The following is a 23,195-nucleotide window of genomic DNA, read 5'->3' as shown; positions in this document are numbered from 1 at the left end:
ACGTTGGAAAAGCTACAAAAACCAATACACAATGTTACAACCTACCTTAATCTTTTCCAACAATGGCTAATAACTAAACATTACTGGACATTTATGTTGTAAACGTCCCTCATAAAATTTACAAATTGCTCGACAATTGTGGGGTCAAAGAATGTTCCTGCTAGACTTTTTATTTCCTTTAGAGCTTGCTGTGGAGTTTTAATTTCACTGTCCCAATCAGCTGATACAAAATTTGTCACCTCGTCGTAGTAATTCAGTACAGCAATTATTCTTGCAAAGTATGGTATTTCTTCACCTTTCAGTTTATCCGGAAATCCTTTTCCATCCCATCGTTCATGGTGATGTCTGACGGTTGGGATATATTTCCATAGGCTTTCGTGTATTGTTAGGTAAATAGTTCCCATCGTCGGGTGATCCTCGTAGTGAGCTTCAAATGTTCTTAATCGTGTTGGCGAATAAAGCATCAGTTGTTCAATGGCTATTTTACCCACGTCATGTAAAAATGCGTGATTTCTAAGTTCTTGGATATTTGATTCATCCCAGCCAAGATACCGCGCAAATTCTTCAGCTAGCTTGGCAACCCGTTGAGAATGGGAAAATCCATTCTTGTCTTCTACCTCTGTTAGGACGATTATATTTACAAAAAGTGACCTCAAAAGCTCTTCCATTTGTTTGTCTTGGGGTGCAAACAAACCTGCCTTTTTTGCATAGTATTGCAAGATGAAACCATAATCATATTCGTTATCTTCAAACTGTGCTAACAATTTCCCGTTTTCTCTTATCACTATATAACCGTTCTCTTTCGATATACAAATTCCAATACTTGAATCCTCACATATTGGTTCTTTACCAAACGCCTCTTTGAAAAGTTTTACAAGTTCTTCCGGTAACAAATTCCCACCACCTTTTGCTGACCGCTCAAATTAGTAAGTCAGAGATATACTTCTGGAATTTATTTCCCCCGTAATCTTTGTTATGAATTCTTCAACTTCCACATCATGGATGTCTCTTCCTTCACGTGTCCTAACTGAGATTTTTCCAGATTCTTTCTCTTTCTCTCCAACGATTATCATATATGGCACTTTCCTCATCTGATTTTCCCTTATTCTGTACCCAAGGGTCTCATTACGGTCATCAAGTTCTACCCTTATGCCGGTCTTGTCAAACTTTTCTGATAGCTGCTTTGCGTAATCAACATACTTTTCCGAGACAGGTAGTACAACGACTTGAACCGGTGCAAGCCATGTTGGGAACGCACCAGCGTAATGCTCAATAAGAATACCAAAAAATCTTTCAAGGGAACCGTATAGCGCCCTGTGAATCATAACTGGCCTTTTTTCTGTTCCGTCAGCATCTTTGTATGTGATATCAAAGCGTTCAGGCATTTGGAAATCTACCTGGATAGTTGCACACTGCCATTCTCTGCCAATCACATCTTTAACATGGAAATCAATTTTTGGACCGTAAAATGCGCCCTCTCCTTCTGCAACAACATACGGAACTTTTGTTTCTTCCAAGGCGTTCCTAAGCGCCTGTGTAGCTTTTTCCCAAGTCGCTTCATCACCCATATGGTCTTCAGGCATTGTGCTGAGTGTTGCACGATAAGTGAAACCAAAGATGCTGTACAGTTCGTCAATAAATTTAACAACGTTGGTGACCTCTGCCACAACCTGGTCTTCTCTACAAAATATATGCGCGTCATCTTGTGTAAACGTCCTTACTCTCAATAGTCCGTGTAAAACCCCACCGCGTTCGTACCTGTGAACCCTACCGAATTCGAACAACCTGATTGGAAGGTCTTTGTATGAAACAGGTTTGTTTTTATAAATCAGGATGTGACCAGGACAGTTCATTGGTTTCACAGCGTAGGTAACTTCTTCTTTTTCTGTGAAATACATATTGTTCTTGTAATGGTCCCAGTGTCCACTTTGACGCCACAGTTTTTCGTGCATTATTAAAGGAGTTCCCACTTCTTTGTAGCCATACTTTTTGTGCAATTTCCTTGAAAGATTCATAAGCTCCAGAAGAACTGTCATACCGTACGGTAAAAATATAGGCATACCTGCAGCAACATCAGTGTTTATAAAGAACAATTCAAGTTGAGGTCCGAGTTTTCTATGATCTCTCTTTTTTGCTTCCTCGAGCATTTTCAAGTAGTTTTCAAGGTCTTCTTTTTTTGCAAATGCTGTACCATATATTCTTTGCAGCATTGGATTTTTTTCATTACCTCGCCAATAAGCACCAGAAACAGAAAGCAACTTAAAATGCTTCACCTTGCCAGTGCTTAGCAAATGTGGTCCTCGACAAAGGTCAATGAATTCACCCTGTTTGTAAAAACTTACTTTTTCATCAGGAATTTCCTCTATAAGCTCTACTTTATAAACCTGTCCCCTTTCCTTCATTAACTCTATTGCCTCAGCTTTTGGTAACTCAAATCTTTCTATTTTCAAGTCCTCTTTAATTATTTTCTTCATTTCTTCTTCTATCTTTGCTAAGTCTTCTTCCGTTATTTTCACGTCTTGAATGTCAAAATCGTAGTAAAACCCATTTTCAATAGTTGGACCGATACCAAGTTTAACCTTGTCAGCACCGTAAATTCTCATAACAGCTTGGGCCATTATATGTGACATCGTATGCCTGTAAATTTCTGCTGCTTCTGGTTCTTCTAACTTTACTATTTTCAACTCGCAATCGAAGTCGATAGGTCGTTCCAAATCCCACAACTGACCGTTGACGATAGCCCCTGCGGCATTCCTCCATAGACCCTCGGAAATTTCTCTCGCTATTTGACCCGGTGTTACAGGTCCGTCGTAAATTTTTATACTCCCATCAGGTAATCTCACTTGCATAATCATCGGGCACCTCCAAACTCGAGTTTTTTGTATATGTAAACAAATAATGCGCAATTTACAAGAAAGCCGTAAAGTAAAGCGACTGGTTCATAAAAGTAGTATGGAAGTAAGAATAAAACTGCCTGTAGTAAAGATGCGCTCCAAGGATAGTAAAATGTGTCTCTATACAATTCTATCACAATAATGACAGATGTTAGGATAACCCAGATAATCGTCAATCTCTGGTATGAAAAACTTTGGTAGAAAAGAGAAAACAAAAAAAGTCTTATTACTTTCGACTTTAAGCTTCTCTCATCAATTTCTGGAAGAGATTCAAGAAGAAAATACAACGGCACAAGTGTAAAGTATTCTCTGAAAACATTATCAACAAAAACCGAAATAATGGAAACAACCCACAGCACAAATTCCATGTTCGCACCTCAACACTTTAAATGGAAGTCAAAACTTTACAGTCCTATTTGCTCGGATATCTCTTTCATGGCTTCTAAAGCAAGTGAGTAAAATTCTTCTAATGTAAGTCCGATATTCTCGCAAGATTTCATCTGGTCCCTATTTGCACCTTTTGCGAATCCTTTTTCTTTAAACCTGTTTAGCAGAAACGGAACATCAACAAAAGCGAGTTTCTTTTCTGGTCTTATCAACGCGGCAGCTACTATGAAACCACTCGTTGGATCAACGGCATAAAGCGCTTTCTCCATAAGAGTTTCAGGTACTTTCTTTTCACAATGTGCAAGGATGGCATCTTTTATCTCTTGGCTTACAGAGTCACCAAGAATCTCGACACTTCTGAATCCGTGTTCTTCTGGTTTGTCCTTTGTATAATCATAATCAAGGTCGTGTAGCAACCCTGCAAGTCCCCATGTTTCTTCATCTTGTCCAAAATGGCGAGCTAAACGCCTCATAATGGCTTCACAAGCCAGGCAGTGGTTAATCAAGTTTTTGTTGGATAAATGGGTTTTAAGTAGCTCCAGAGCTTCTTCTCTTTTCAAAGCAATCCCTCCATAACAAAATTACTTTCAAATTTTATCTGTTGTCTACGTATCTTTAATTAAGTATACCACAAAACGTGGTATAATAAAACATGAAATTTAAAAAGTAGATTGTTAAACTTATCTGGAGGGATTGCTTTGGTTTTGGATCTTCATACGCATACAACTGCATCAGATGGTACTCTAAAGCCAATGGAACTTGTGGAAAAAGCAAAATTGATAGGATTAGAGGTGCTCGCAATAACTGACCATGATACAATAACTGGGTTCCATCAAATTGATGAGACCGTTTACAAAGACCCAAAGTTATTACTTATTCGAGGAGTGGAAATCAGTGCGGAATATCCAACCGACAGCTTGCATATCTTAGGTTACAACTTCGACAATTCGGAAAAAGTCGAAAAAGTATTAAATGAGTTAATCGAATATCGCAACAAAAGAAACGAACTAATTCTTGAAAAGATGAATCAACACGGATTCAAGCTTACAATGGAAGAACTAAAAAAAGTGGCAAAGGGCAAAGCGATTGGTAGACCCCACTTTGCTCGTCTGATGGTGGAAAAAGGATACGTGCAAAGCATGGAAGAGGCGTTCCAAAAATATCTAAAAGATGGTGGATTATTTTTTGTTGAGAAAAAAAGACTGAAGCCAGAGGAAGCCATCGAATTGATAAAAGAATCAGGTGGCATCGCCATATTGGCACACCCATACCAAACACTTCACGAGGGTAAACCTTATCCAATAGCTCCGGAAATTGAAACTCTTGAAGATTTGATTAAATATTTGGTCTCAAAAGGTTTGGACGGTGTGGAGGCGTATTATTCAACACATTTGCCCGGTCAGGTAGAAGAATTATTAAGAATCGCGGAAAAATACAATTTGGTGGTCACCGCAGGAAGTGACTTCCATGGAGATAACAGACCCAATATAAAGCTTGGAATGAACATTCCATTCAGACATATCGGTAAGTTCTTATCCAGGTTGTTCTGAAAATAAGTATACAAATGGTGGTGTGATAATGAATCGAGATAGAGAAGTTAAAGACTACAAGTTAGAAAACACGAATGGAATAACTGAGAAAATAATCACCGAGATAATGAACGAGCTCGACGCTGAGCAGAGAAATGCAGTTTTAAACTCTTTTGGTAAGAGTGTTGTCATAGCAGGTCCTGGTAGCGGGAAGACCCGTGTAATCACTTACAAAATTGCATATCTTCTCGGAAATGGAGTAAAACCTTCGGAAATACTCTTAGTTACATTTACTCGAGCTGCAGCAAAAGAAATGATAGAGCGAGCACAGAAAGTAACTAAAAGAGAGCTCTCTGGAATGCTTTCAGGAACGTTTCACCATGTGTGTAATGTTTTGCTTAGACGTTATGGTTCAAGCATAGGTCTCAAACCAAACTTTACAATCCTAGATGAGGATGATTCTGTAGATTTGATGAAGTTGGTCAGAAGTCGTTTTGTAACATCAAAGCAGATGAGTAAAGCACTCCCAACTCCGAACGAGCTTTACTCACTATACTCATTTATGAACAATACCCTTCAAACTCCATATGAAGTCATAGTTAAACGTGCAAAAAGATGGATAAACGTCATTGATGTGATTGAAAATATATTTAAAGAGTATGCCATTGAAAAAGAAAAACAGAACGTCTTAGATTACGACGACCTGTTGCTTAAGATGCTTATGCTTCTCGAAGAAAAACCTGATGTTCGTGAACGTATTTCGTCTCAATTCAAATGGATTTTAGTTGATGAATTCCAAGATACAAATATACTACAATTAAAAATCGTTCAGCTTTTAAGTCAGGTTCACAACAATCTCTTTGTCGTAGCCGACGATGCGCAAAGTATATACTCATTCAGAGGGGCACGATTTGAAAACGTTAAAGAGATTATGGAAGGTGCTAATGTGTTTAAAATACAAACCAACTACAGAAGCACTGATAAAATAGTTGAGTTAGTGAATTCAATGATACCAAGGTCATCAGTGCCTAAGAAGTTAAGAGCAGTTCGCTATAGTTCCCAAAAACCTGTCGTTGTTAATACTTATGACCATTTTGATGAAGCACGATTTGTTGCTCAAAGAATTATCGAGCATGTGAACGACGGCGCAAACTACAGTGATATAGCTGTAATCTACAGAGCCCATTCCCACTCGTTGGAATTACAGTTGGAACTTTCAAAAAATAACATCCCTTTCAAAATACTCTCAGGTCTCAGATTTACGGAAACTGCTCACGCAAAAGACGTTATAGCATTTTTGAAGATTTTGGAAAATCCTTACGATGTTATTTCATGGATTAGAATCTTGAAAATGCTTGAAAACGTAGGAGATGTAAAAGCTGAAAGGATTGCAAATGAAATAACATCGACAGAAGACCCTATAGGACGGTTCTTAAGTCTTAATGTTAAGAGTGCTAACATAGATGTACTGAAAAACGTTATTTACAACTCTCTTGGTAAAGGTCCAAGCGAGCAGATAAGAAATTTCTATGAAGATTTTTATCAAAGCATTCTTGAATACCACTACCAAGATTTCCGAGACAGAGAGGAAGATATTGAAAGGCTTATTGAAATGGCATCGTTTTACAATTCTACAGAGGAATTCTTAAGCGAGCTAATAATATCTGAGGCAAGAGAAGCTGAACTTGACAGAAACGAAGATGAAGGCGGGAAAGTTACGTTGACAACAGTCCATCAAGCAAAAGGTTTAGAGTGGAAGATAGTCTTTGTCATAGGTGTCAATCCAGGTGATTTCCCACACTTCTTGGCTCTGAAAGATGGTTCTCTTGACGAAGAAGAAAGGCTATTTTACGTTGCAATAACCAGAGCTAAAGATATGCTTTATATAACTCATTCCGTTTTTTCTCGAAGCGACTACTTTAGGACAGGAAAAATTGAACGTGACTTTGTTGAGGATATACCTCCTTACTTAGTTGAATATTGGAGGGTCAGATAAACAAAATGGAAGAAAAAGAAAAAGAAAAACGTGTTCTTTGGTTTATTGGAACAAGCGGTTTTTCGTTCGACGACTGGGTAGGAACAGTGTATCCTGATTATATTAAATCCAGCGAGATGTTTAATTATTATTGGCAGAATTACGGTTTCAATGCAGTGGAGTTAAACTATACATTCTACCAAATGCCTTCATATAGAACCATAGTATCTTTATTGAGAAAGTCGCCTCCAGGTTTCAAATTCGCACTAAAACTTCATAGTTCTATAACACACGATGGAAACATAGAAAATCTCAAGGATTTCCTAAAGAATACAAATGTTATAAAGCAGGAAGGTAAAATGGTAGGTTACCTTGCCCAATTTCCGTATGTGTTTAAATACTCTAATGAACACGTTGAGTTTTTAAAGAAGCTTGCTGAAGAAATAACAAGCAAGGAAATTGAACTTTTCATAGAGTTTAGAAACTCGACGTGGGTAAAAAGGGATGATGTTTGGCTTTTGCTGAAAGAATTCAGTCCTTATCTCCACATAGTCGTTGTCGACCTTCCGAAATTACCAGGTTTGTATTCTTTTAGTACTGAGTACAGTGCAAAAGAAGATTCCACGTATATCCGTTTACATGGTCGAAATCCGAAATGGTTTACTGCTGACGAAAAAACGCGTTACGATTACAATTACTCGGAATCCGAGCTGAGAGAGATTGCTAGCGAACTTCTTTCGTTACCGTCAACAAAGCGATTTGTTTTCTTCAATAACTGCTACCGTGGACAGGCTTTGAAAAACGCTGTAATGTTTAGAACCCTTGTAGGTGGTGAGAAAATTGGAATCTTCCAAATTTTCCGAGATGAAAAATAATTCGGATATTGAACGATTTGAGAAACTCGATGGTCAAAATAATTGGAACGATGAGAAAAAGTTAATAAGAGCCCTAGCAAAGGGTGATGAAGGAGCTTACAGATATCTGTATAGAACCTACGGTCCAAAGATAGGTGCTTTAGTTAAAAGTTTCTTAGGCTCAGATGATGTCGACGATGTAATTCAAGAAGTTTTTCTTCGAGTTTACAAAGGGGTCAAGAAATTCCGTGGTGATTCGAAGTTAGCAACGTGGATTTACAAAATAACAATGAACGTATGTAACAACCTATATAAGAAGTTAAAGCGCAGAAGTATACTGACTGATTTTGAACAATCAACGGATGACGAAGAGTTCAGTGAATACCACAGTCAGGTCAGTTCTGAGGATGATATTAAAAAGACCTTGTCAGATGAGGAAATTATGCAAAAATTGAATGAAGCTTTAGCTAAATTAGATCCTGAAGATAGAGCTATTTTGTATATGAAAGAAGTTGACGGTTTAACATATGCAGAAATCGGGAAAATACTGGACAAACCCGAGGGAACAATAAAGAGTAAGTTACATTATATAAAAAGGCAGTTGAGGAAGCTTTTAGGGGAGGCATTAGGTGATGAGCAGGAAGAACCATGAAAACTTTACAAACATAGGCGGGTCCAGTTTTGTTACAAAATTTATCGCTAAGGAGTATTCTTACAAACCTGGTCCATTGATGGAAGAAAAGATTATTCGAAAGATAAAGAGAAGCAAGCTGAAAAGAATGTTTTTTAAAATAGGAATCGTAGTTACTATCGCATTTCTAATACTGTTCACAAAATTCGAAAGTGCACAATCTTTTAGAATCAGTGAAAACTTCTCGGCAATACTACAAACAATTGAAAATCAAAAGCCCCTCTCTTCGAATTCGAAAACGTTAACAAACGGTCAGAACATGGATGAGAACAACATGAAAGCCCTGCTTTTTAAAACTCTGAGGTATACAGCGATAGCAAGCGACGGAGATTGGTGATACTCAAATCCTTTCTGAAAGTAAGGTGAGGTTGACGTGCCTGAAAATAGACTAAAGTGGAGTTATTTGCTTTTTGCTTTTATTGTTTGTTTTGTATTTTCTTTTTCCACGGTTGCTTACTCCGATGGATATTATGTTCGTATGGTATATGAGACTAGTAAATCTAGCACCTTCATGCGTGCTGAGGAAGTTTACGAGAGTGGAGATTATAAGCTTGTGATTGTTTCAAGTCCTGAACGTTTTGTTTGGGTAAAACTGAAAGATAAGTACTACATAGGGGACTCAAATGTGCTTGTGCGAACTTTTCAAATCAAGGATTTGTCAGATATAGCTTACGAGTATGTGAAAGCAAAAAAATTGGATATATCAAAAGATGGTGTGTACAAATTTGTTGAAGAATATTTTTCCTTGGAAATCTTCGTAGTGTCTGGCGAAATAATGCGTGTTGTACGAAAAGTTGCAGATGTAACAACGACTATGTACATAAACAAGTTTCCAAAGCAGTTTGATATAAAGAACTTGATTGGTAAATACAAACTTGTTGACAATTTCGTGCTCCCTGAAGAGCTATATTCTCTTTCAAAGTTTTTCCTTTGGGCAACCACGTCAGAAGGGAAGGACTTTATAAAAATCTCAGGTTATGACAAAGAAGGAAAAGTTCTCGAGTTAGAAATCAACAAACTGGCTGGAGAATTCAAGGTTGGAAACTACTACGTAAAGCTGATTAAAGCATCTGAAAACACTGCAAAGGAGATTAAGAATGCGTTGCGCAATTATTGATGGTTACGTTGACGAACCCGCGGTTTTGGGCGTTCCACCTTATATCAGCACCTATGTTAGATACGTCGCAGGCGTGTTTATGTTGAAGGGATATGAGGTAGACTATTATACGATAGACGATGTGCGTGCCAAGGACCTTTGGCACGCATTTTCTCGTTATGATTACCTTGTAATAATTGGTGGTACTACGGTACCAGGAAAGTACGTTGGTGGAACACCCATAACACCTGAAGAAGTCAATAGGGTATTTACCAACTCAAATTCCTCTTACAGAATATTGATGGGAGCTATTGCAAGGGCGTTTGCATCATCCGGAGGGAAAATTGCCAGAGAAACATCAGATATCGAAGCCGAAGAATTTGTTGATGACATCGGAAAGTGGATTTCTGAAACTCTTTCAGAAGATTATACAAAAGCGATAAGAGTAGCATCTCAGACAGGAGCTGCAATTGTAGTCCTGCATCCGAGGTTTCCTAATATCATCGCTGAAGTAGAAGTCTCACTAGGTTGTGAACGCAGAACGTATTGTACGTTTTGTACGGAACCTTTATTGCATAAAAGATTTTTCTCTCGACCTGTTCAAGATATTGTTGATGAAATATCTGAATTATACAAACACGGTGTTCGTGCATTTAGACTTGGGAGAAGTGCGAATATAATTGCTTTTGGTAGTGATTGGAATGCAGGTTCAATAAACCCTTTAGCTCTTGAAGAACTCTACAGTGGTATAAGAAATTCGTGTCCAGAGATTAGAGTATTACATACAGACAACGCAAACCCCGCCTATATCTCCCGTAATCTTCCTCATTCAGCGAGGATCGTTGAAACCATTGTTAAATACAACACAGCAGGAGACATCTTATCATTTGGTGTGGAGAGTTTTGACCCTGTTGTTAGAAAAAAGAACAACATAGACGGTGAAGTTGAAGACATCGATACCGCCGTAAGAGTGGTCAATGAAATCGGAGGAATTAGAGATAAGAACGGCATTCCAAAACTACTTCCAGGAATAAATCTGATATTTGGTTTATTTGGTGAGACAAAGAAAACTTATGAAATAAACTATCAAAAATTGTTGGAGTATCTGGAAAATGGACTGTTACTAAGAAGGATAAACCTGCGCCAGTTAATAATTTTCCCAGGTACCCCAATATATCACCTCTCCAAAAGGAAAACATTGAAAGTAAACAAACAGCTTTTCGAACACTACAAATATCTTACTAGAAATAACGTGGACACCCCTATGCTTAAACGGGTATTCCCTATCGGGTGTGTTATAGAAAATGTCATTCCAGAATTTAAGGAAGGCAAAGTCACGTTTGGTAGACCGCTTGGTACATACCCTATTTTGATAGGTGTCCCCGCTGATTTCGATAAGCCTTCCGATATTGTTGTGGTAGGACATGGACACAGGTCATTAACAGGTGTTAGAAGAGTTTCTCTATCTGAATTGACTTTCGAAGAATTAACATCAATACCTGGTATTGGTTCCAAAAACGCACACAGAATAAAGGCAGAAGATTTTTCTACACTGGATGTTCAAACTATGGAGTTTTTACAAGAGCATTTTTCGAACAACTGAGTTTTTGTTTTACAAAATGCGTGCCATTATTCCAAAAGCATTTAATACAACTTAAACACATCGAGAGTTTTTCTTGTCAAAATTGATAATATATTTGTTATAATAGAATAGAATCATTATCAGAATTTCTAAGATAGTGTTAACTTGTAGTGATGAAAGAGTGTAATTGTGAAAGAATGCGATTGATATTGCCATTGTGCGTTTTCCAAAGATTCTTCACTACACAAAATCCTTGAATATATTTCGCTAAGTTCTTCGTATTCTTCAGCCCTCGCTTGAGTCGGAAAAAGTCTTTCAACAATGAAAACTTAGATTCACATTGATTGTTTTTACCGAGCGGTACCACTACGTGATTGATATTTCTGAACAACAGCTTTACTGCACTTTCATATGCACCAAGTCCATCAGTAATAAGTTCAATGTTTTTAGGTTTTGAATCACCAAAGAACTTCTCGAGTAATACTTTGACTTGTCCCATATCACGATACTTTGAGACATGCCAACAAAGAATTAAGTTAGTTTCGTGATCAACTAATAGCCAAACATAGTACTTTTGTTCTTTGAACACAAGAACAGTTTCATCAGCATGAACTGAGAAAACATTTTCGATGGTAAATGTTGGAAAAAGTACAGAGAATAAAGTACACAATTTAATAACCCATTTGTATATGGTGACATGAGATACTTTGATATTAAGAGAATGAGCAAGAGAGCGATAAGACATATTGTGTTTCATATACAAAACAAAAGCCTTTAAGACGAAAAAGATAGGGAAGCGGAAATATTTAAATTTCTCAGGAATAAGGGTGACTGGTTCGGGGAGGTTAAAAGGTACTCTATCTTTGGTACGACAAGCTCTACAACGGAAGACAACGAAAGAGCGATGGACTTTGTAAATTTGCATAGATTTACCACAAGAAGTGCATTTGGGATAAGGGAAAGGGAAGTTTTTGCGTTTGTGAGAATGGGAGAGTTTGAAAGAATGATGGCAGAGTTTGCAAAGGAATTGTTGGTTACCGTATTTGTCATGACCATTTTTGTACAAGCTGGTGGAACCGCATTTGGGACAAGAGAGCATTGAGTTGTTCATATCGGGGAACCTGCTTTGTCGAGAGTTGGTTGGGGGGTGTCCCCTCTTTATAAGGATAATGCGGTTTTTGGAAAGTTTCAATACTTTTAGTTAACATTATCATTTCTAACAAGGGGGGCATATATATGAGCAAGAGTATTTGGGGAAGGGTAGTTGTTACCTTTGTTCTTTTTGTTTCTGTGCTTTTGTATGGAGAATACAAGGATGTTCCACAATCACACTGGGCTTACGAAGCTGTTGAGAAACTTACAAACCTAGGAATCGTATCAGGTTTTCCAGATGGAACGTTTAGAGGGAATGAAACTGTAACAAGGTTCCAGGTTGCCATGTTATTGTATAGGTTGTATTCTTTATTTGATTCAAGTCTAAGAGATATCGATAACAAAATTTCAAACATTCAAGCAAGACTCCTCGACATGCCTCAACAGAGTCAAATTTCAGATATTAAGCAGTCTGTTGAAACACTCAAAAATGAGCAAAGCGACCTGAAATCAAATTTCAAAAGTGATACAGAAGAACTTAGAACATCTTTAAACAAGCTCTCACAGGATCTGAAGAAAGTATCCGAAGATCTTAAAGGTTACATTTCAGCTCTTAATAAAACAAACAATTCTCTTAATGCTGTAGATCAGAAGGTAGACAAATTAAGTGCAGCTCAAGACTCCTTGAGGATATCCTTAGAAGAACTAAACAACAAATACTCAAATTTAAGTTCCCGTTTGGAAACCCTTGAAAAATCTTCTAAAGCCCTCTCAGATTCGATATCAAAGATAAATAACACATTGAAAGAACTCGAGATGACCTTGAATTCCAGACTGAAAGAACTTGAAAGTAGTCTTCAAGTCCAGAAACCTACCTCAGAAGATATCAGCACAGTTGAAACAGAAATTAAAGAGTTGAAAGAGAGATTGTTGTTGCTTGAACTTTTAAAAACCGACGTTGAGAAGTTAAATAACAAAGTTATTGAAATCCAGAATTCGATATCAGAGCTCAGAACTTTAAAAGAAAAAACGATTCCTCAACAGTCTCAATCCTTGGATGAACAAGATATATCAACAGTACTTGCGGAAATCAATATGATACAGGAAACTATAGCTAAACTTTCAAAGAATGACGAAGATATTCAGAACCAAGTCAATCTTATTAAACAGTCTGTAGATAGGGTCTCTAAAACTCTTGAAAATTTTCTTGGCGAAAACCAAGAGATAAGGGAAAGACTCGATGAATTCTCAAAGGAAATCCAAAAACTTTCAGACAAGACTTCAGGAAAACAAGAAGAAGCCAATGTACAGCTTGCTTCCCAACTAAAATATAGCGAAACAATAATCGAAGAACTCAAAGCAAAGATCCTTGAAAGTGCTGAAATTAAAGCCTTTGAAGAAAGTTTGAAACGATTATCAAGTATCGAGGTTACCATAAATTCTTTAGTAGAAAAGGTAAAACTATTGGAGGATAAATACCTAACAAATGAAAATTATGCGAAAAAAGATGAAATTGAGGAACTTAGGTTGCAGATAGAGTCGATCAAAGAGTTGATTACGGAGCTCCGATTGATTCCTGTTGATAACTCTAAGGTCCAAGCCTTAGCTGAAGATATTCAAAGGAAAAACAAAAGAATTGATGAAATCGAAGAAAAATTGCAAACTATCTCTGACAAATATGTCGAACTTTCAAAAATAACTGACGACCTATCTTTGAAGTTAGCAAATATATCTTCAAGGCTTGCTCAGGAATCAAGTTATCAAGCCCTTTTATCGGAGGTAAACTCTTTGAAGGATAAAGTCAAAAAGGTAGAAGACGACGTTCAAAAAAGAGCAACAACCGCTCAGCTTAATTCCGTTAACCAAAATGTTCAAAAAGTATTATCCATGGTTTTGGATCTCCAAGACAAAGTAAAAGAAATTCAAAATAGGTTGCAAAATGTAGAAGCTCCAAAGGAAAATGCGAACAAAGGCACTGATACTGCAGCGTATCAAACTACAAGGCTGCCTGAAGCAAGCTATAGCACCATAAATGCTGAGCTCAGTGATTTAAAAAACAGAGTTGATTCGATAACCAAATCAATTGATGATCTCAAAACGCAAACCACAATGCTTACTAAGACTGTTGAGGTACGTGACGATAAAGTATCAGCTCTGGAAGCAAAATTTGACGCACTCACACAGAAAGCAGAGGAAACTGACAAAGCAATCGCAAGCATGAGAATGATAATTTCAGATCTAGAAGGAAAAATTCAGAAGCTTGAATTTCATCAACAGGCTCTTTCAAAGGAAGACTTTGACAAAATGGTTGTCATAGTCTCTGCACTTGGTGAAAAGTTGTCGCATTTCGAACCTAAATTGGACCTTTTGGAAAAAAATTTCAACGAACTTGACAGTAGAACAAAGGAATTTGCAAAATCAATAGATGAATTAAATATTGCTCAAAACACTTCAAAAGACGAACTTTCAAATTTGAAAAACATCCTGAACGAGCATGAGAAGAGGATAAATGACGTGCTTAATAAGTACAGTAATCTAGAACTCTTTACAACAAAAACCAACGAGGAGGTAACAAACAACATAAAAGTTTTGACAAAACGCTTAGACGAAGAACATGAAATTGTTGCCAACATACAAAATGAGCTTGTAAACATCGATGAGAGAATTTCCAGATTTGAAATTTTAATTGGGAACATGGCCACCAATGATACGGTGGACGCGAAGTTCAACGACATGACAACAAAAGTCTATGAAAACCTCGATAAACTTCAAAACGATATAATTGAAAGAATCAGCAAAGTTGAAGCAATGTTAACCGAAAAGATTGAGAAAATAGATTTAGCTCAAAGGACAATCCACGATGAACTTTTGGAAGTTAAACAAACAGCTCAAAAAAATTCAAGCGACTTAGTTAAACTGAAAGAGGAAGTTGAAACCTTAAAGATATACGATCAAAAAAATGAGCAAAACATAATCTTCACAAATGAACAATTGAAGAAACTTTCAGAAAGTAAAGCAGACCGCGAACAGTTATCACAAGTTTCGGAAACAGTGAACGATTTGCAGAAACAACTGAGAGAGCTAAAGTCAGAGAATGAAAATCTAAAAAGCTGGTTAGTTATTTTAGGCTTAGCAATAATTGGTATCGTTACTTACTTAGTAATAGGGAAGTAAGGAGACAGTAGACTACAATCAGGAGAGTGAAACATGCTATTTTACTCTTTTTTTCTTGTTAACATTAGGAACAGGTTCTTGTTTTTCATGAACATTCTTCTCCCTATTGTCTTTTTAATTTTGTTTGGAGCAGTATTTGGAAAGCAACAGACTGGTGCGTCTGTTGCTTTTTATTCAGATAGGGATGTAAATATTGATTTTGAGAGCTGGACTAAGCTTTCAGATATTCCAACCAATGAAGAGATAAAAAGTAGCCCATACGATGCAATTATCATTGGCAATGATGGAAAAATCCAGGTTTTCGCAAAGTCCAATCTTCTGCAAATTGATTATGAACTCCAGGTTTTTAAACTACGGTATACAAGCAGGGGTTCAAGCGCCCCTGTGAAAGTTGTTTTGAACGATGTGAAGGTTGGTAAAGAGCTGACAGCTCTTGAGTACATAATGATAGGAGTTATCGCTATTTCTTTACTTTCTGTTGGAATGAATGCAGGAGTTAGCATTTACTCCGAATACGTAAGATACGGACTTTTCAAAAGACTTTCCGTGACTCCAATATCTTCTTTAAGACTGCTCTTAGGTTGCGCCAGTGCTAATATGATAACTGGAATCATTTCGTCTTTTGCTGTACTTTTACTTTCAAAATTTATATTTGGTGCGAATCTCATCGTGAGTCTCTCACAATTACCTGAGTATTTGCTAGTTGTGATAAGTTCCGTCTCAGTGAACCTTGCGCTTGGTACGATTATAGGCCTTCTATTCAAAAACGCAGCACAGAGCGTTGCACAAATAATTTACACGATTTTCATCTTTTTCTCTGGTGTCTACTTCCCCATAGATTTCTTACCGAAGGTCCTTCGTTCCGTTTCTTATCTTACAACACCAAGGTACGTACATTTGTTATTTCAAAAGGTCTACAATATACCTGTGCTCGATGATTTCAGCTTCTATACGATAAACACTATCTTCATTTTTTCGGGACTAACGATTGCAAGTTTTGCTATGAGGAAATTTTTGCATTCAGAGGATAGATAGCCAAATTTTGGTAGGTGATATGTGTGACAGAAAATAATTTTGCACTCGTAGCTACAGACCTTAAGAAATATTACCCTTCAGTAAAAGCGGTAGATGGAGTTTCAATAGAACTAAAGAAGGGAGAAATCATTTCTATACTTGGTCCAAACGGAGCGGGTAAAACAACGACTGTTGAAATGCTCGAAGGTCTGAGGAAACCCGATAGTGGTCGAATAGTCTATTTTGAAAAATACGAAAAAATAACGAATGAAGTAAAAGAGAGAATAGGAGTCTGCCTACAGGAAAATTTCTTTTTCGAAGAACTTACCGTATTTGAGACCATTAGATTGCATGCATCGCTTTACAACACGAAAGCGGATTTCGAAGAGATAATTGACACATTCCAGTTAGGTGAAAAACTGAAAGCAAGAACTAAATATCTTTCTGGCGGACAAAAACAAAGACTAGCGGTTGCCCTAGCATTTTTGAATAATCCCGATATCGTCTTTTTGGACGAACCAACAGTTGGCTTGGATCCGCAGGCAAGAAGACACCTTTGGGATGTGATTCTAAAATACAAAAGGGAAGGAAAATCGATAATTCTTACAACGCATTATATGGAGGAAGCACACCAACTGTCAGATAGGGTATATATCATGGACCACGGAAAGGTTATTGCTCATGGAACACCACAGGAACTCATTTCATCGTCGGGATTGAACTCTGTCATCGAGTTCCCAAAGCAGTACGCAGAAAAGATTAATCTTGAAGGAATGATAATTACAGGAGAATATGCATACGTTTCCGTAACAGACCCAGTACCCATTATTGAAAAACTTCTGAAAGCCAACGTCAGGAACTTCGTGCTAAGACATCCCACACTGGAGGATGTATTTCTTAAGCTCACAGGACGTAAAATTGACTGAAGGCAGGAGAAACATATGAAATCTACAGAATCAAGTGGTTTACTCGAATTATTTATTTCTTTGTTTAAGCAATTTTTCTTAAGGTCGAAAGAATCCGTTTTTTGGTTGGTAATATTCCCAACGATATTGTTTTTGATTCTTACAACTATCTTCGGAAATGTTGAAGAAAATGTGGAGCTGAAAGTTAAAATCCTTGGAGAAAGCAAAATGTTAGAAAAAGTATTCAGTGACATCAAACAATTCCAGACTGAATTCGTAACATTCACAGACGAAGCCGAAAAATTATCCAAGTTTAAAGAGTTAAATAACGAACTGCGTTCTGGAAAAATCCATGCATATGCAGTGCTCCCAAGAAACTTTGATTCAGAGTTTTCAATAGCAACTATTCTTCAAAAGACAAAGTTACAACGAAAAGTAGAGGTTAATATCTACTACGTTCCTGTAAGACAGGAATCAAAACTTGCTGGGGACATCTTATCAAGCGTTTTTAATTCTCTTGGAACAAAAGAAATAGTCCCTGTTGAAACGTACAAACTGTCTGAAGGTGAGTTTGAATACAACGAATTTATCTATCCCGGCGTCGTTGGAATGGCAATATTATCTGTATTCATTTTTGGTTTTATGAGCGAAGTCGAATACCTTTACAGAAGAGGTATGTTGCGCAGATTTTACACTACGCCAATTAATATCATCAATATCCTTATTTTCACAGCCCTTGTTAATATGATTGAACTGATTTTAGGTATATTTGTTCTGAGTCTATTTGCAAATTTAAAAGGTGTCGATGTTGGTAAGTATTTACCTTCAATGATTTCACACGTTCCACTGGCTTGTGTTTTACTAACCTTGTTAAGTCTGAATGTTTTGATTTTTTCTAAAAACCAACCATCCAGGGTATTTGTTTTCGGACAGATATACTTCCAAGCTCAGATGTTTGCAGGCGGTTTTTACTTCCCACTGAAGTTCGCAAATCCGGTAGTTAAAAACTTTGCCCGTTTCTTACCACTAACATACACCGTTGATGCCATACGCTTAGCAAACCACTTAAACGCCTTCGAGGAAGGACATGTACTCGTTCCGATAATATACATACTGCTCTTGGGAATTAACCTGATACTATTCTCAAAAAAGCTAAAGGTTGCCGAAGAATGAGAATATATCATACATAAAGGACGAATGGAGAAATGAAGAAAAACGTAGGAAAAGCTATCGTATTTTCTGCACTTTCTGTACTTACTCTCATATTCTTAATCCAAAAGCAAAGTACAAGTTCAAACATCTCCGTGTATTTTACCGAAACTGGAGCGTTAAAGAATTTGGTCTTAGAATTCATGAACTCTTCTGATACTTTCCTTTACGTATCCGCACTTGATGTAAGCCACCCGATAGTTCTTTCTGCTCTCAAGAAACTGTATGAAAAAGGTGTTGATGTTAGGATTGTTACCGAAAAACCAGTTATTGGAATTCCTTCGAAAATCGATGCTTCAAAGGGGTTGCACCATGTAAAGTTTATGGTAAACGACCATGGTGTAATATTTGGCTCTGCTAATTTCAGTGTAAGCGGTCTGGAAACAGGGCTAAATGACCTTATTTTGTTTCCCAAAAGTTATAGCGAGAGATTTAAAGAGTTCTTCCTAAACCTATGGGAATATGGTAAAATTGGAACAGTCAAGGGCTTCTTGATTTCGCCTGTAGATAATCCCGAAGAAAAGGTACTCAAAGCTATACAGAAAGCTCGCAAGAGAATATACATTTGCATGTACGCATTTACCGATGAAAATATACTGGCTTCGATTAAATGGAAACAAAGCCAAGGGATAGATGTGAAAATTGTTACTGACAAATGGTTTTTAAGAAGTCGCATATCTAAATACCTCCGAGGTAATAGCAAAATCATCAGCAGAACTCTGTTGCATCACAAGTTTGTTATAGTTGATGACGAACTATTCACAGGGTCCACAAATTACACAGAAAGTGGCTTTCACAAAAATGTTGAGATGATTTGGTATACAAAAGACCGAAGGATTGTTAAGATGTACGAACAAACTTTCAAAGCATTGTTAAATGGGAGTTGGTAAGAATGAATGGAAACCCAACAAAGACAAAGATAATTAAAATTTCGGATTTGTATAACGATGATATTCAATATGCTTGTGATGTTCTTAAAAATGGTGGTTTGGTGGCATTCCCTACAGAAACAGTCTATGGGCTTGGCGCCTGTGCATTAAATCCTACGGCTGTTAAAAAGATATTCGAAGTAAAAGGCAGGCCCCAGGATAATCCTTTGATAGTTCACCTTGCTTCACTCGAGCAGGTAAATGAATTAGCTTTTGTTGAGGAAAAGTATGTTAATGTAATCAAAAGACTAACCCCGGGACCTGTGACTTTTGTTCTCAAAAAGAAGGAAATTATTCCACCTGAAGTAACTGCTGGATTGGATACGGTAGGTGTACGTGTTCCCGCGCACCCTATTGCACAACGATTAGCTCAGTGTGCCGGACCAATAGCGGCTCCCAGTGCAAATTTATCAGGCAAACCTAGCCCTACAGATGCAAAAAGTGTAATAGAGGATTTATTTGGCCTTGTGGAATGTATTATCGATGCAGGAGAAAGTGCTTTTGGTATAGAATCAACAATTATCGACCTCACAAGAGAAAGGCCTCTTGTTCTTCGTCCTGGTCCTGTTACTATAGAAGAGTTGAACGAGATTTTCAAAGAATTTGGAGGAGTTGAATTCTACATCCCGAAATCAGATGAAAAGCCACTTGCACCCGGTATGAAATACAGGCACTACGCTCCAGAGAAGGTCTTAAAGATGGTTGAACCTGAGAAAATTCAACAATATGCTGATAAAGATGTTTTAATACTGTGTACATTGGAAACTCTTGAAAAGTATCTAAGAAATGCTAAAAATGTACATATAATTGGAGAATACGCAAAGCCGTACACTATCGCACAAAATCTTTACAAAAGTTTAAGGCTAGTGGATAAGAGTCCTTATCCTGAGGCTGTGATTGAGAAATTACCGGAAGAGGGTATATTTTTCTCGATAATGAATAGGATTAAGAAAGCGGTCTCAAAGTTTTGAAAATCGGTTAGTGTTAAGTCTCGGTAGGAGGGAAAAAGGTATGGCTGAACCTTTTGGAATACGAGAAAATCTTTGGCATTCAACTACTGTTATAGCAGTTAGAAAAGATGGGAAAGTGGTAATGGCTGCTGATGGTCAAGTGACTTACGGAGCAACTGTGATGAAAGGCACAGCTAAGAAAGTCAGGAAAATTGGAGACGGAAAAGTTCTTGCCGGATTTGCTGGTGCAGTGGCAGATGCAATGACATTGCTCGAAAGGTTTGAAACAAAATACCGTGAATGGAACGGAAACTTGTTAAAAGCTGCAATCGAACTTGCAAAGGACTGGCGATTAGACCGAGCACTAAGAAGGCTAGAAGCAATGCTTATCGTAGCTGACAAAGAACACTTATTGATTCTTTCAGGAACTGGTGAAGTAATCCAGCCGGATGAGGATGTAGCTGCTATTGGTTCAGGAGGTCCTTACGCATTAGCCGCGGCAAGGGCTCTACTTAGAAATACTCAGCTTGATGCTCGAAAAGTTGCACAAGAGGCTATGAAAATCGCTAGTGAGATATGTATATACACAAATGAAAATATAACCATCGAAGAATTAGAGTGATACTCTAGTGGACGTGATAGAACCTATGGTTGTTGCGTACGGGAATATACTTATCAGGCTTTTTGGGGTCAATTCTTTAAAAGAAAAACGAAGCATTGTAAGAAGTTTAGTAAGCGATTTAAAAAAACAGTTTGAAATCTCTGCCATAGAATCGGGAAGACAAGATTCAAAAGATTACCTACTAATTGGCATCGCTTTTGTAACGCTCAGCGAAGCAGATGCCGAGGCGAAATTTGATACCATAGAAAACTATGTTGAAGGCAGATACACAATAGAAGAGTTTACCTATGACTACCATCATTTTTAAATTCAAATGTCAAAAGATGTGACATAAGGAGGTAACACATGGACACTCGATTCATCGTAAAAGAACTAAGAGCATTAGTTGATAGATTGGTAAAGCCCGAAAGAATAGAACATGTGAACGGAGTTGTTGACTTTTGCCTCAAATTGGCAAGAAGGTACAACCTGGAAAGTGACAAACTAGAAATCATGGCTCTTGCTCATGACCTTTTTAGAGATTTACCTGCTGAAAAGCTAAAAAAATTTGCTAGTAGCTATGGTATCATTACTGAAGGTGTTTATGAAAAACGTCCTATACTGTTACATGGATTAGTTGCTGCTGAGTTCCTAAAAAAGAAATACAAAATAACAGACACAGATGTGCTTTTAGGAATTGCTTACCACACGTCAGGTCATCCAGATTTCGGACCGTATGCAAAAGCCCTTGTGTTAGCTGATTCCTTGGAATTCACAAGGTATTACGAAAAAGTTAACCAACTTAGAGAAATAGCTTTCTACGATTTGGACATGGGCTATTTTGAGATAATAAAGAACAAGATAATATATGCTGTTACTCATAATCTTTACCTACTACCACTTACTATAGAAACTTGGAATGAATTAGTTGAAAGGAAGGAGTGAAAGTTCGAACTATGAGAACGAACAAAAGATACGTTGGTAAACAAAAAAGACAAACAGAAGGAACTTCTGCAAAAATTGTGTTATTGATCTTTGCTGCTATTCTTTTAGTCGCTGGGCTTTATTTCGCCATCAAAATCATGGCTGTAAGAAATTCCCCAGATTTTGATTTAAACAAGACTTCTGTCTATTACTTTGTTTACCCGATAAGCACGTCAAACATTGAGGCTGTATTGAACAAACAAATCGCAAACAAGCTTTTTATAGTGAACGGTCAGAAAAGAACGATTTACATGATTGATATTCCACCAACGATTTTTATCAATTCAAAGAAGTTAGATGCAACAAAAGCAAGTCCTAGGGATTTTCTAACGTATTTTGTCGATTTACTAGCCATGAAACCAGATTATTCTTACATTGTTTATCAAAAAGAAGAGTTTTTTAGGAAGTTGAAGGTAAGAGACATGAATCAATTAGTTGAAACCTACAGTAAACGTGGTCTCAAGTTTTTAGACTATTTATCTTTGCAAAGTCAAATAACTGCACTACGTCCGGAATCTGCGATTACAGAAGCAGCGCTTGCGAAATTTTACTATTCGCTTGGAACATTCAGTATCGAGAGTGTTCAAGTTCCATTGCTTACAACAATGCCAATTAAGATTACAGTCGATGGAAACATTTACTACAGGACCTATTTAGACGAAGAGAAGTTAAATGAACTTGTAAGCAGATTTAAATAACTGTTTTCTTAAAACATTCAAAAAAGCTTGAGAAGGAGGGGGTAGTATGAGAAAAGCATTTATTATTGTAGCTATGTTTATCATGTTTTCGTTAAGTTTTGCTTTTGAACTAAACATAGGAACGTTCTATTCCTTCAATCAAAACTTTTTATTTGCGGTTGAGCTGAATTCTTTTTCACAGGTAGTAAACGCTCCAAATACTACCACAGGTTTTACCGTGATGGTTTTATCCAACCTCTCTGACAGTACGCTTGGTATGTTTGGTGGTATTGCTAAATATGATATTCAACTCAACTTTGGAAAGGTTTCTCTTTACGGAGCTGGTGGAATGCTCTTTCCTGTGACAGATTTTGGTTTTGAAAAAATAACGAGCATAGTTCGTGTTGGCGCAAAATATTACGCTGGAGACATTGTTTTTAATACTGGTATTTTTTCATTTTATCTGTCAGATAATTCAAAAGTTGAAGGTGTTGAATTTCTTATCGGTTATACCTTTTAACTACTGATTTTCTGAGCATTTTTTCGTATGTTTTTTCATCCGTTGTTTTGTAAGAGTATGCACTCGGAATAATAGCTTGAAAATTAGAAATTATTCTAGTAGTATAATTTACAGCTATCAGGCAATAACTTT

General features: G+C 37.2%; 23 protein-coding genes. 18 read left to right on the top strand and 5 right to left on the bottom strand.

From position 1 onward, the window contains the following. Positions 1–80: 80 nt before the first annotated feature. From JM64_RS02240 to JM64_RS02225, 4 genes are read right to left on the bottom strand one after another with little or no spacing between them, the layout of a single operon-like run. Positions 81–893: an HD-GYP domain-containing protein gene (locus JM64_RS02240; protein ID WP_064011314.1), complete on the bottom strand. Its 813-nt coding sequence runs from the start codon at positions 891–893 to the stop codon at positions 81–83. Positions 894–923: 30 nt separating this feature from the next. After that, positions 924–2,855 carry a threonine--tRNA ligase gene (gene thrS / locus JM64_RS02235; RefSeq protein WP_064011313.1) on the bottom strand — a complete coding sequence of 644 codons (1,932 nt, stop codon included), beginning with the start codon at positions 2,853–2,855 and terminating at the stop codon, positions 924–926. Beyond that, positions 2,852–3,262 (bottom strand): hypothetical protein, encoded by a 411-nt coding sequence (locus JM64_RS02230; protein WP_064011312.1) that lies wholly within the window; start codon positions 3,260–3,262, stop codon positions 2,852–2,854. Before JM64_RS02230 ends, thrS begins: the two co-directional genes overlap by 4 nt. Before the next feature lie 36 nt (positions 3,263–3,298). Continuing rightward, entirely contained in the window at positions 3,299–3,841 is a 543-nt protein-coding gene (locus tag JM64_RS02225; RefSeq protein ID WP_064011311.1) for an HD domain-containing protein, read from the bottom strand. 138 nt (positions 3,842–3,979) lie between these two features. Between JM64_RS02225 and JM64_RS02220 the strand changes: the two genes are divergently transcribed. The 7 genes from JM64_RS02220 (at position 3,980) to JM64_RS02190 (ending at position 11,029) form a co-directional block, all read left to right on the top strand. Further along, the gene (locus JM64_RS02220) at positions 3,980–4,831 is read left to right on the top strand and encodes a PHP domain-containing protein (protein WP_064011310.1); all 852 of its coding nucleotides are present in this window, start codon (positions 3,980–3,982) and stop codon (positions 4,829–4,831) included. A gap of 28 nt (positions 4,832–4,859) precedes the next feature. Next, complete coding sequence (locus JM64_RS02215; RefSeq protein ID WP_156487878.1) at positions 4,860–6,806, top strand: ATP-dependent helicase; 1,947 nt, start codon at positions 4,860–4,862, stop codon at positions 6,804–6,806. Between the two features lie 5 nt (positions 6,807–6,811). Further along, on the top strand, positions 6,812–7,660 hold the full coding sequence (locus JM64_RS02210) for a DUF72 domain-containing protein (protein ID WP_064011309.1): 849 nt from the start codon (positions 6,812–6,814) through the stop codon (positions 7,658–7,660). Next, a complete protein-coding gene (locus JM64_RS02205; protein WP_082868248.1) occupies positions 7,626–8,291 on the top strand; it encodes an RNA polymerase sigma factor in 666 nt (221 codons plus the stop codon). The genes JM64_RS02210 and JM64_RS02205 overlap by 35 nt, the downstream gene beginning before the upstream one ends. Continuing rightward, positions 8,272–8,667, top strand: coding sequence for a hypothetical protein (locus JM64_RS02200; protein WP_064011308.1), 396 nt, complete (start codon positions 8,272–8,274; stop codon positions 8,665–8,667). Before JM64_RS02205 ends, JM64_RS02200 begins: the two co-directional genes overlap by 20 nt. A gap of 141 nt (positions 8,668–8,808) precedes the next feature. Further along, on the top strand, positions 8,809–9,447 hold the full coding sequence (locus tag JM64_RS02195) for a hypothetical protein (protein WP_231882425.1): 639 nt from the start codon (positions 8,809–8,811) through the stop codon (positions 9,445–9,447). Then, positions 9,428–11,029 (top strand): radical SAM protein, encoded by a 1,602-nt coding sequence (locus JM64_RS02190; protein ID WP_064011306.1) that lies wholly within the window; start codon positions 9,428–9,430, stop codon positions 11,027–11,029. Before JM64_RS02195 ends, JM64_RS02190 begins: the two co-directional genes overlap by 20 nt. A 139-nt stretch (positions 11,030–11,168) precedes the next feature. Here JM64_RS02190 and JM64_RS09940 read toward each other — a convergent pair whose 3' ends face one another. After that, positions 11,169–12,119, bottom strand: coding sequence for a DDE-type integrase/transposase/recombinase (locus tag JM64_RS09940; RefSeq protein ID WP_064011305.1), 951 nt, complete (start codon positions 12,117–12,119; stop codon positions 11,169–11,171). A gap of 125 nt (positions 12,120–12,244) precedes the next feature. On the opposite strand from JM64_RS09940, the gene JM64_RS02180 reads away from it, so the two are divergent. From JM64_RS02180 to JM64_RS02130, 11 genes are read left to right on the top strand one after another with little or no spacing between them, the layout of a single operon-like run. Then, positions 12,245–15,274: an S-layer homology domain-containing protein gene (locus JM64_RS02180; protein ID WP_064011304.1), complete on the top strand. Its 3,030-nt coding sequence runs from the start codon at positions 12,245–12,247 to the stop codon at positions 15,272–15,274. A gap of 33 nt (positions 15,275–15,307) precedes the next feature. Next, positions 15,308–16,309 (top strand): ABC transporter permease, encoded by a 1,002-nt coding sequence (locus JM64_RS02175; protein ID WP_064011303.1) that lies wholly within the window; start codon positions 15,308–15,310, stop codon positions 16,307–16,309. Between the two features lie 23 nt (positions 16,310–16,332). After that, entirely contained in the window at positions 16,333–17,214 is an 882-nt protein-coding gene (locus JM64_RS02170) for an ABC transporter ATP-binding protein (RefSeq protein ID WP_064011302.1), read from the top strand. A gap of 15 nt (positions 17,215–17,229) precedes the next feature. Then, the gene (locus JM64_RS02165) at positions 17,230–18,366 is read left to right on the top strand and encodes an ABC transporter permease (protein WP_064011301.1); all 1,137 of its coding nucleotides are present in this window, start codon (positions 17,230–17,232) and stop codon (positions 18,364–18,366) included. Between the two features lie 32 nt (positions 18,367–18,398). Continuing rightward, complete coding sequence (locus JM64_RS02160) at positions 18,399–19,292, top strand: phospholipase D-like domain-containing protein (RefSeq protein ID WP_064011300.1); 894 nt, start codon at positions 18,399–18,401, stop codon at positions 19,290–19,292. 2 nt (positions 19,293–19,294) lie between these two features. Next, a complete protein-coding gene (locus JM64_RS02155) occupies positions 19,295–20,302 on the top strand; it encodes an L-threonylcarbamoyladenylate synthase (RefSeq protein WP_064011299.1) in 1,008 nt (335 codons plus the stop codon). Between the two features lie 40 nt (positions 20,303–20,342). Further along, positions 20,343–20,903 (top strand): ATP-dependent protease subunit HslV, encoded by a 561-nt coding sequence (gene hslV / locus JM64_RS02150; protein ID WP_064011298.1) that lies wholly within the window; start codon positions 20,343–20,345, stop codon positions 20,901–20,903. Positions 20,904–20,910: 7 nt separating this feature from the next. Continuing rightward, entirely contained in the window at positions 20,911–21,210 is a 300-nt protein-coding gene (locus tag JM64_RS02145; RefSeq protein WP_082868247.1) for a DUF503 domain-containing protein, read from the top strand. Positions 21,211–21,248: 38 nt separating this feature from the next. Then, entirely contained in the window at positions 21,249–21,827 is a 579-nt protein-coding gene (gene yqeK / locus JM64_RS02140; protein ID WP_064011297.1) for a bis(5'-nucleosyl)-tetraphosphatase (symmetrical) YqeK, read from the top strand. Positions 21,828–21,838: 11 nt separating this feature from the next. Next, positions 21,839–22,564: a hypothetical protein gene (locus tag JM64_RS02135; RefSeq protein ID WP_064011296.1), complete on the top strand. Its 726-nt coding sequence runs from the start codon at positions 21,839–21,841 to the stop codon at positions 22,562–22,564. 46 nt (positions 22,565–22,610) lie between these two features. Continuing rightward, positions 22,611–23,063, top strand: coding sequence for a hypothetical protein (locus JM64_RS02130; protein WP_064011295.1), 453 nt, complete (start codon positions 22,611–22,613; stop codon positions 23,061–23,063). The last annotated feature ends 132 nt before the right edge of the window (positions 23,064–23,195 follow it).

This window comes from Fervidobacterium pennivorans (genome assembly GCF_001644665.1).
Taxonomy (GTDB): Bacteria; Thermotogota; Thermotogae; order Thermotogales; family Fervidobacteriaceae; genus Fervidobacterium; species Fervidobacterium ngatamarikiense.
The sequence above is the reverse complement of the archived record's forward strand: the minus strand, read 5'-3'. Positions and strand labels throughout refer to the sequence as shown.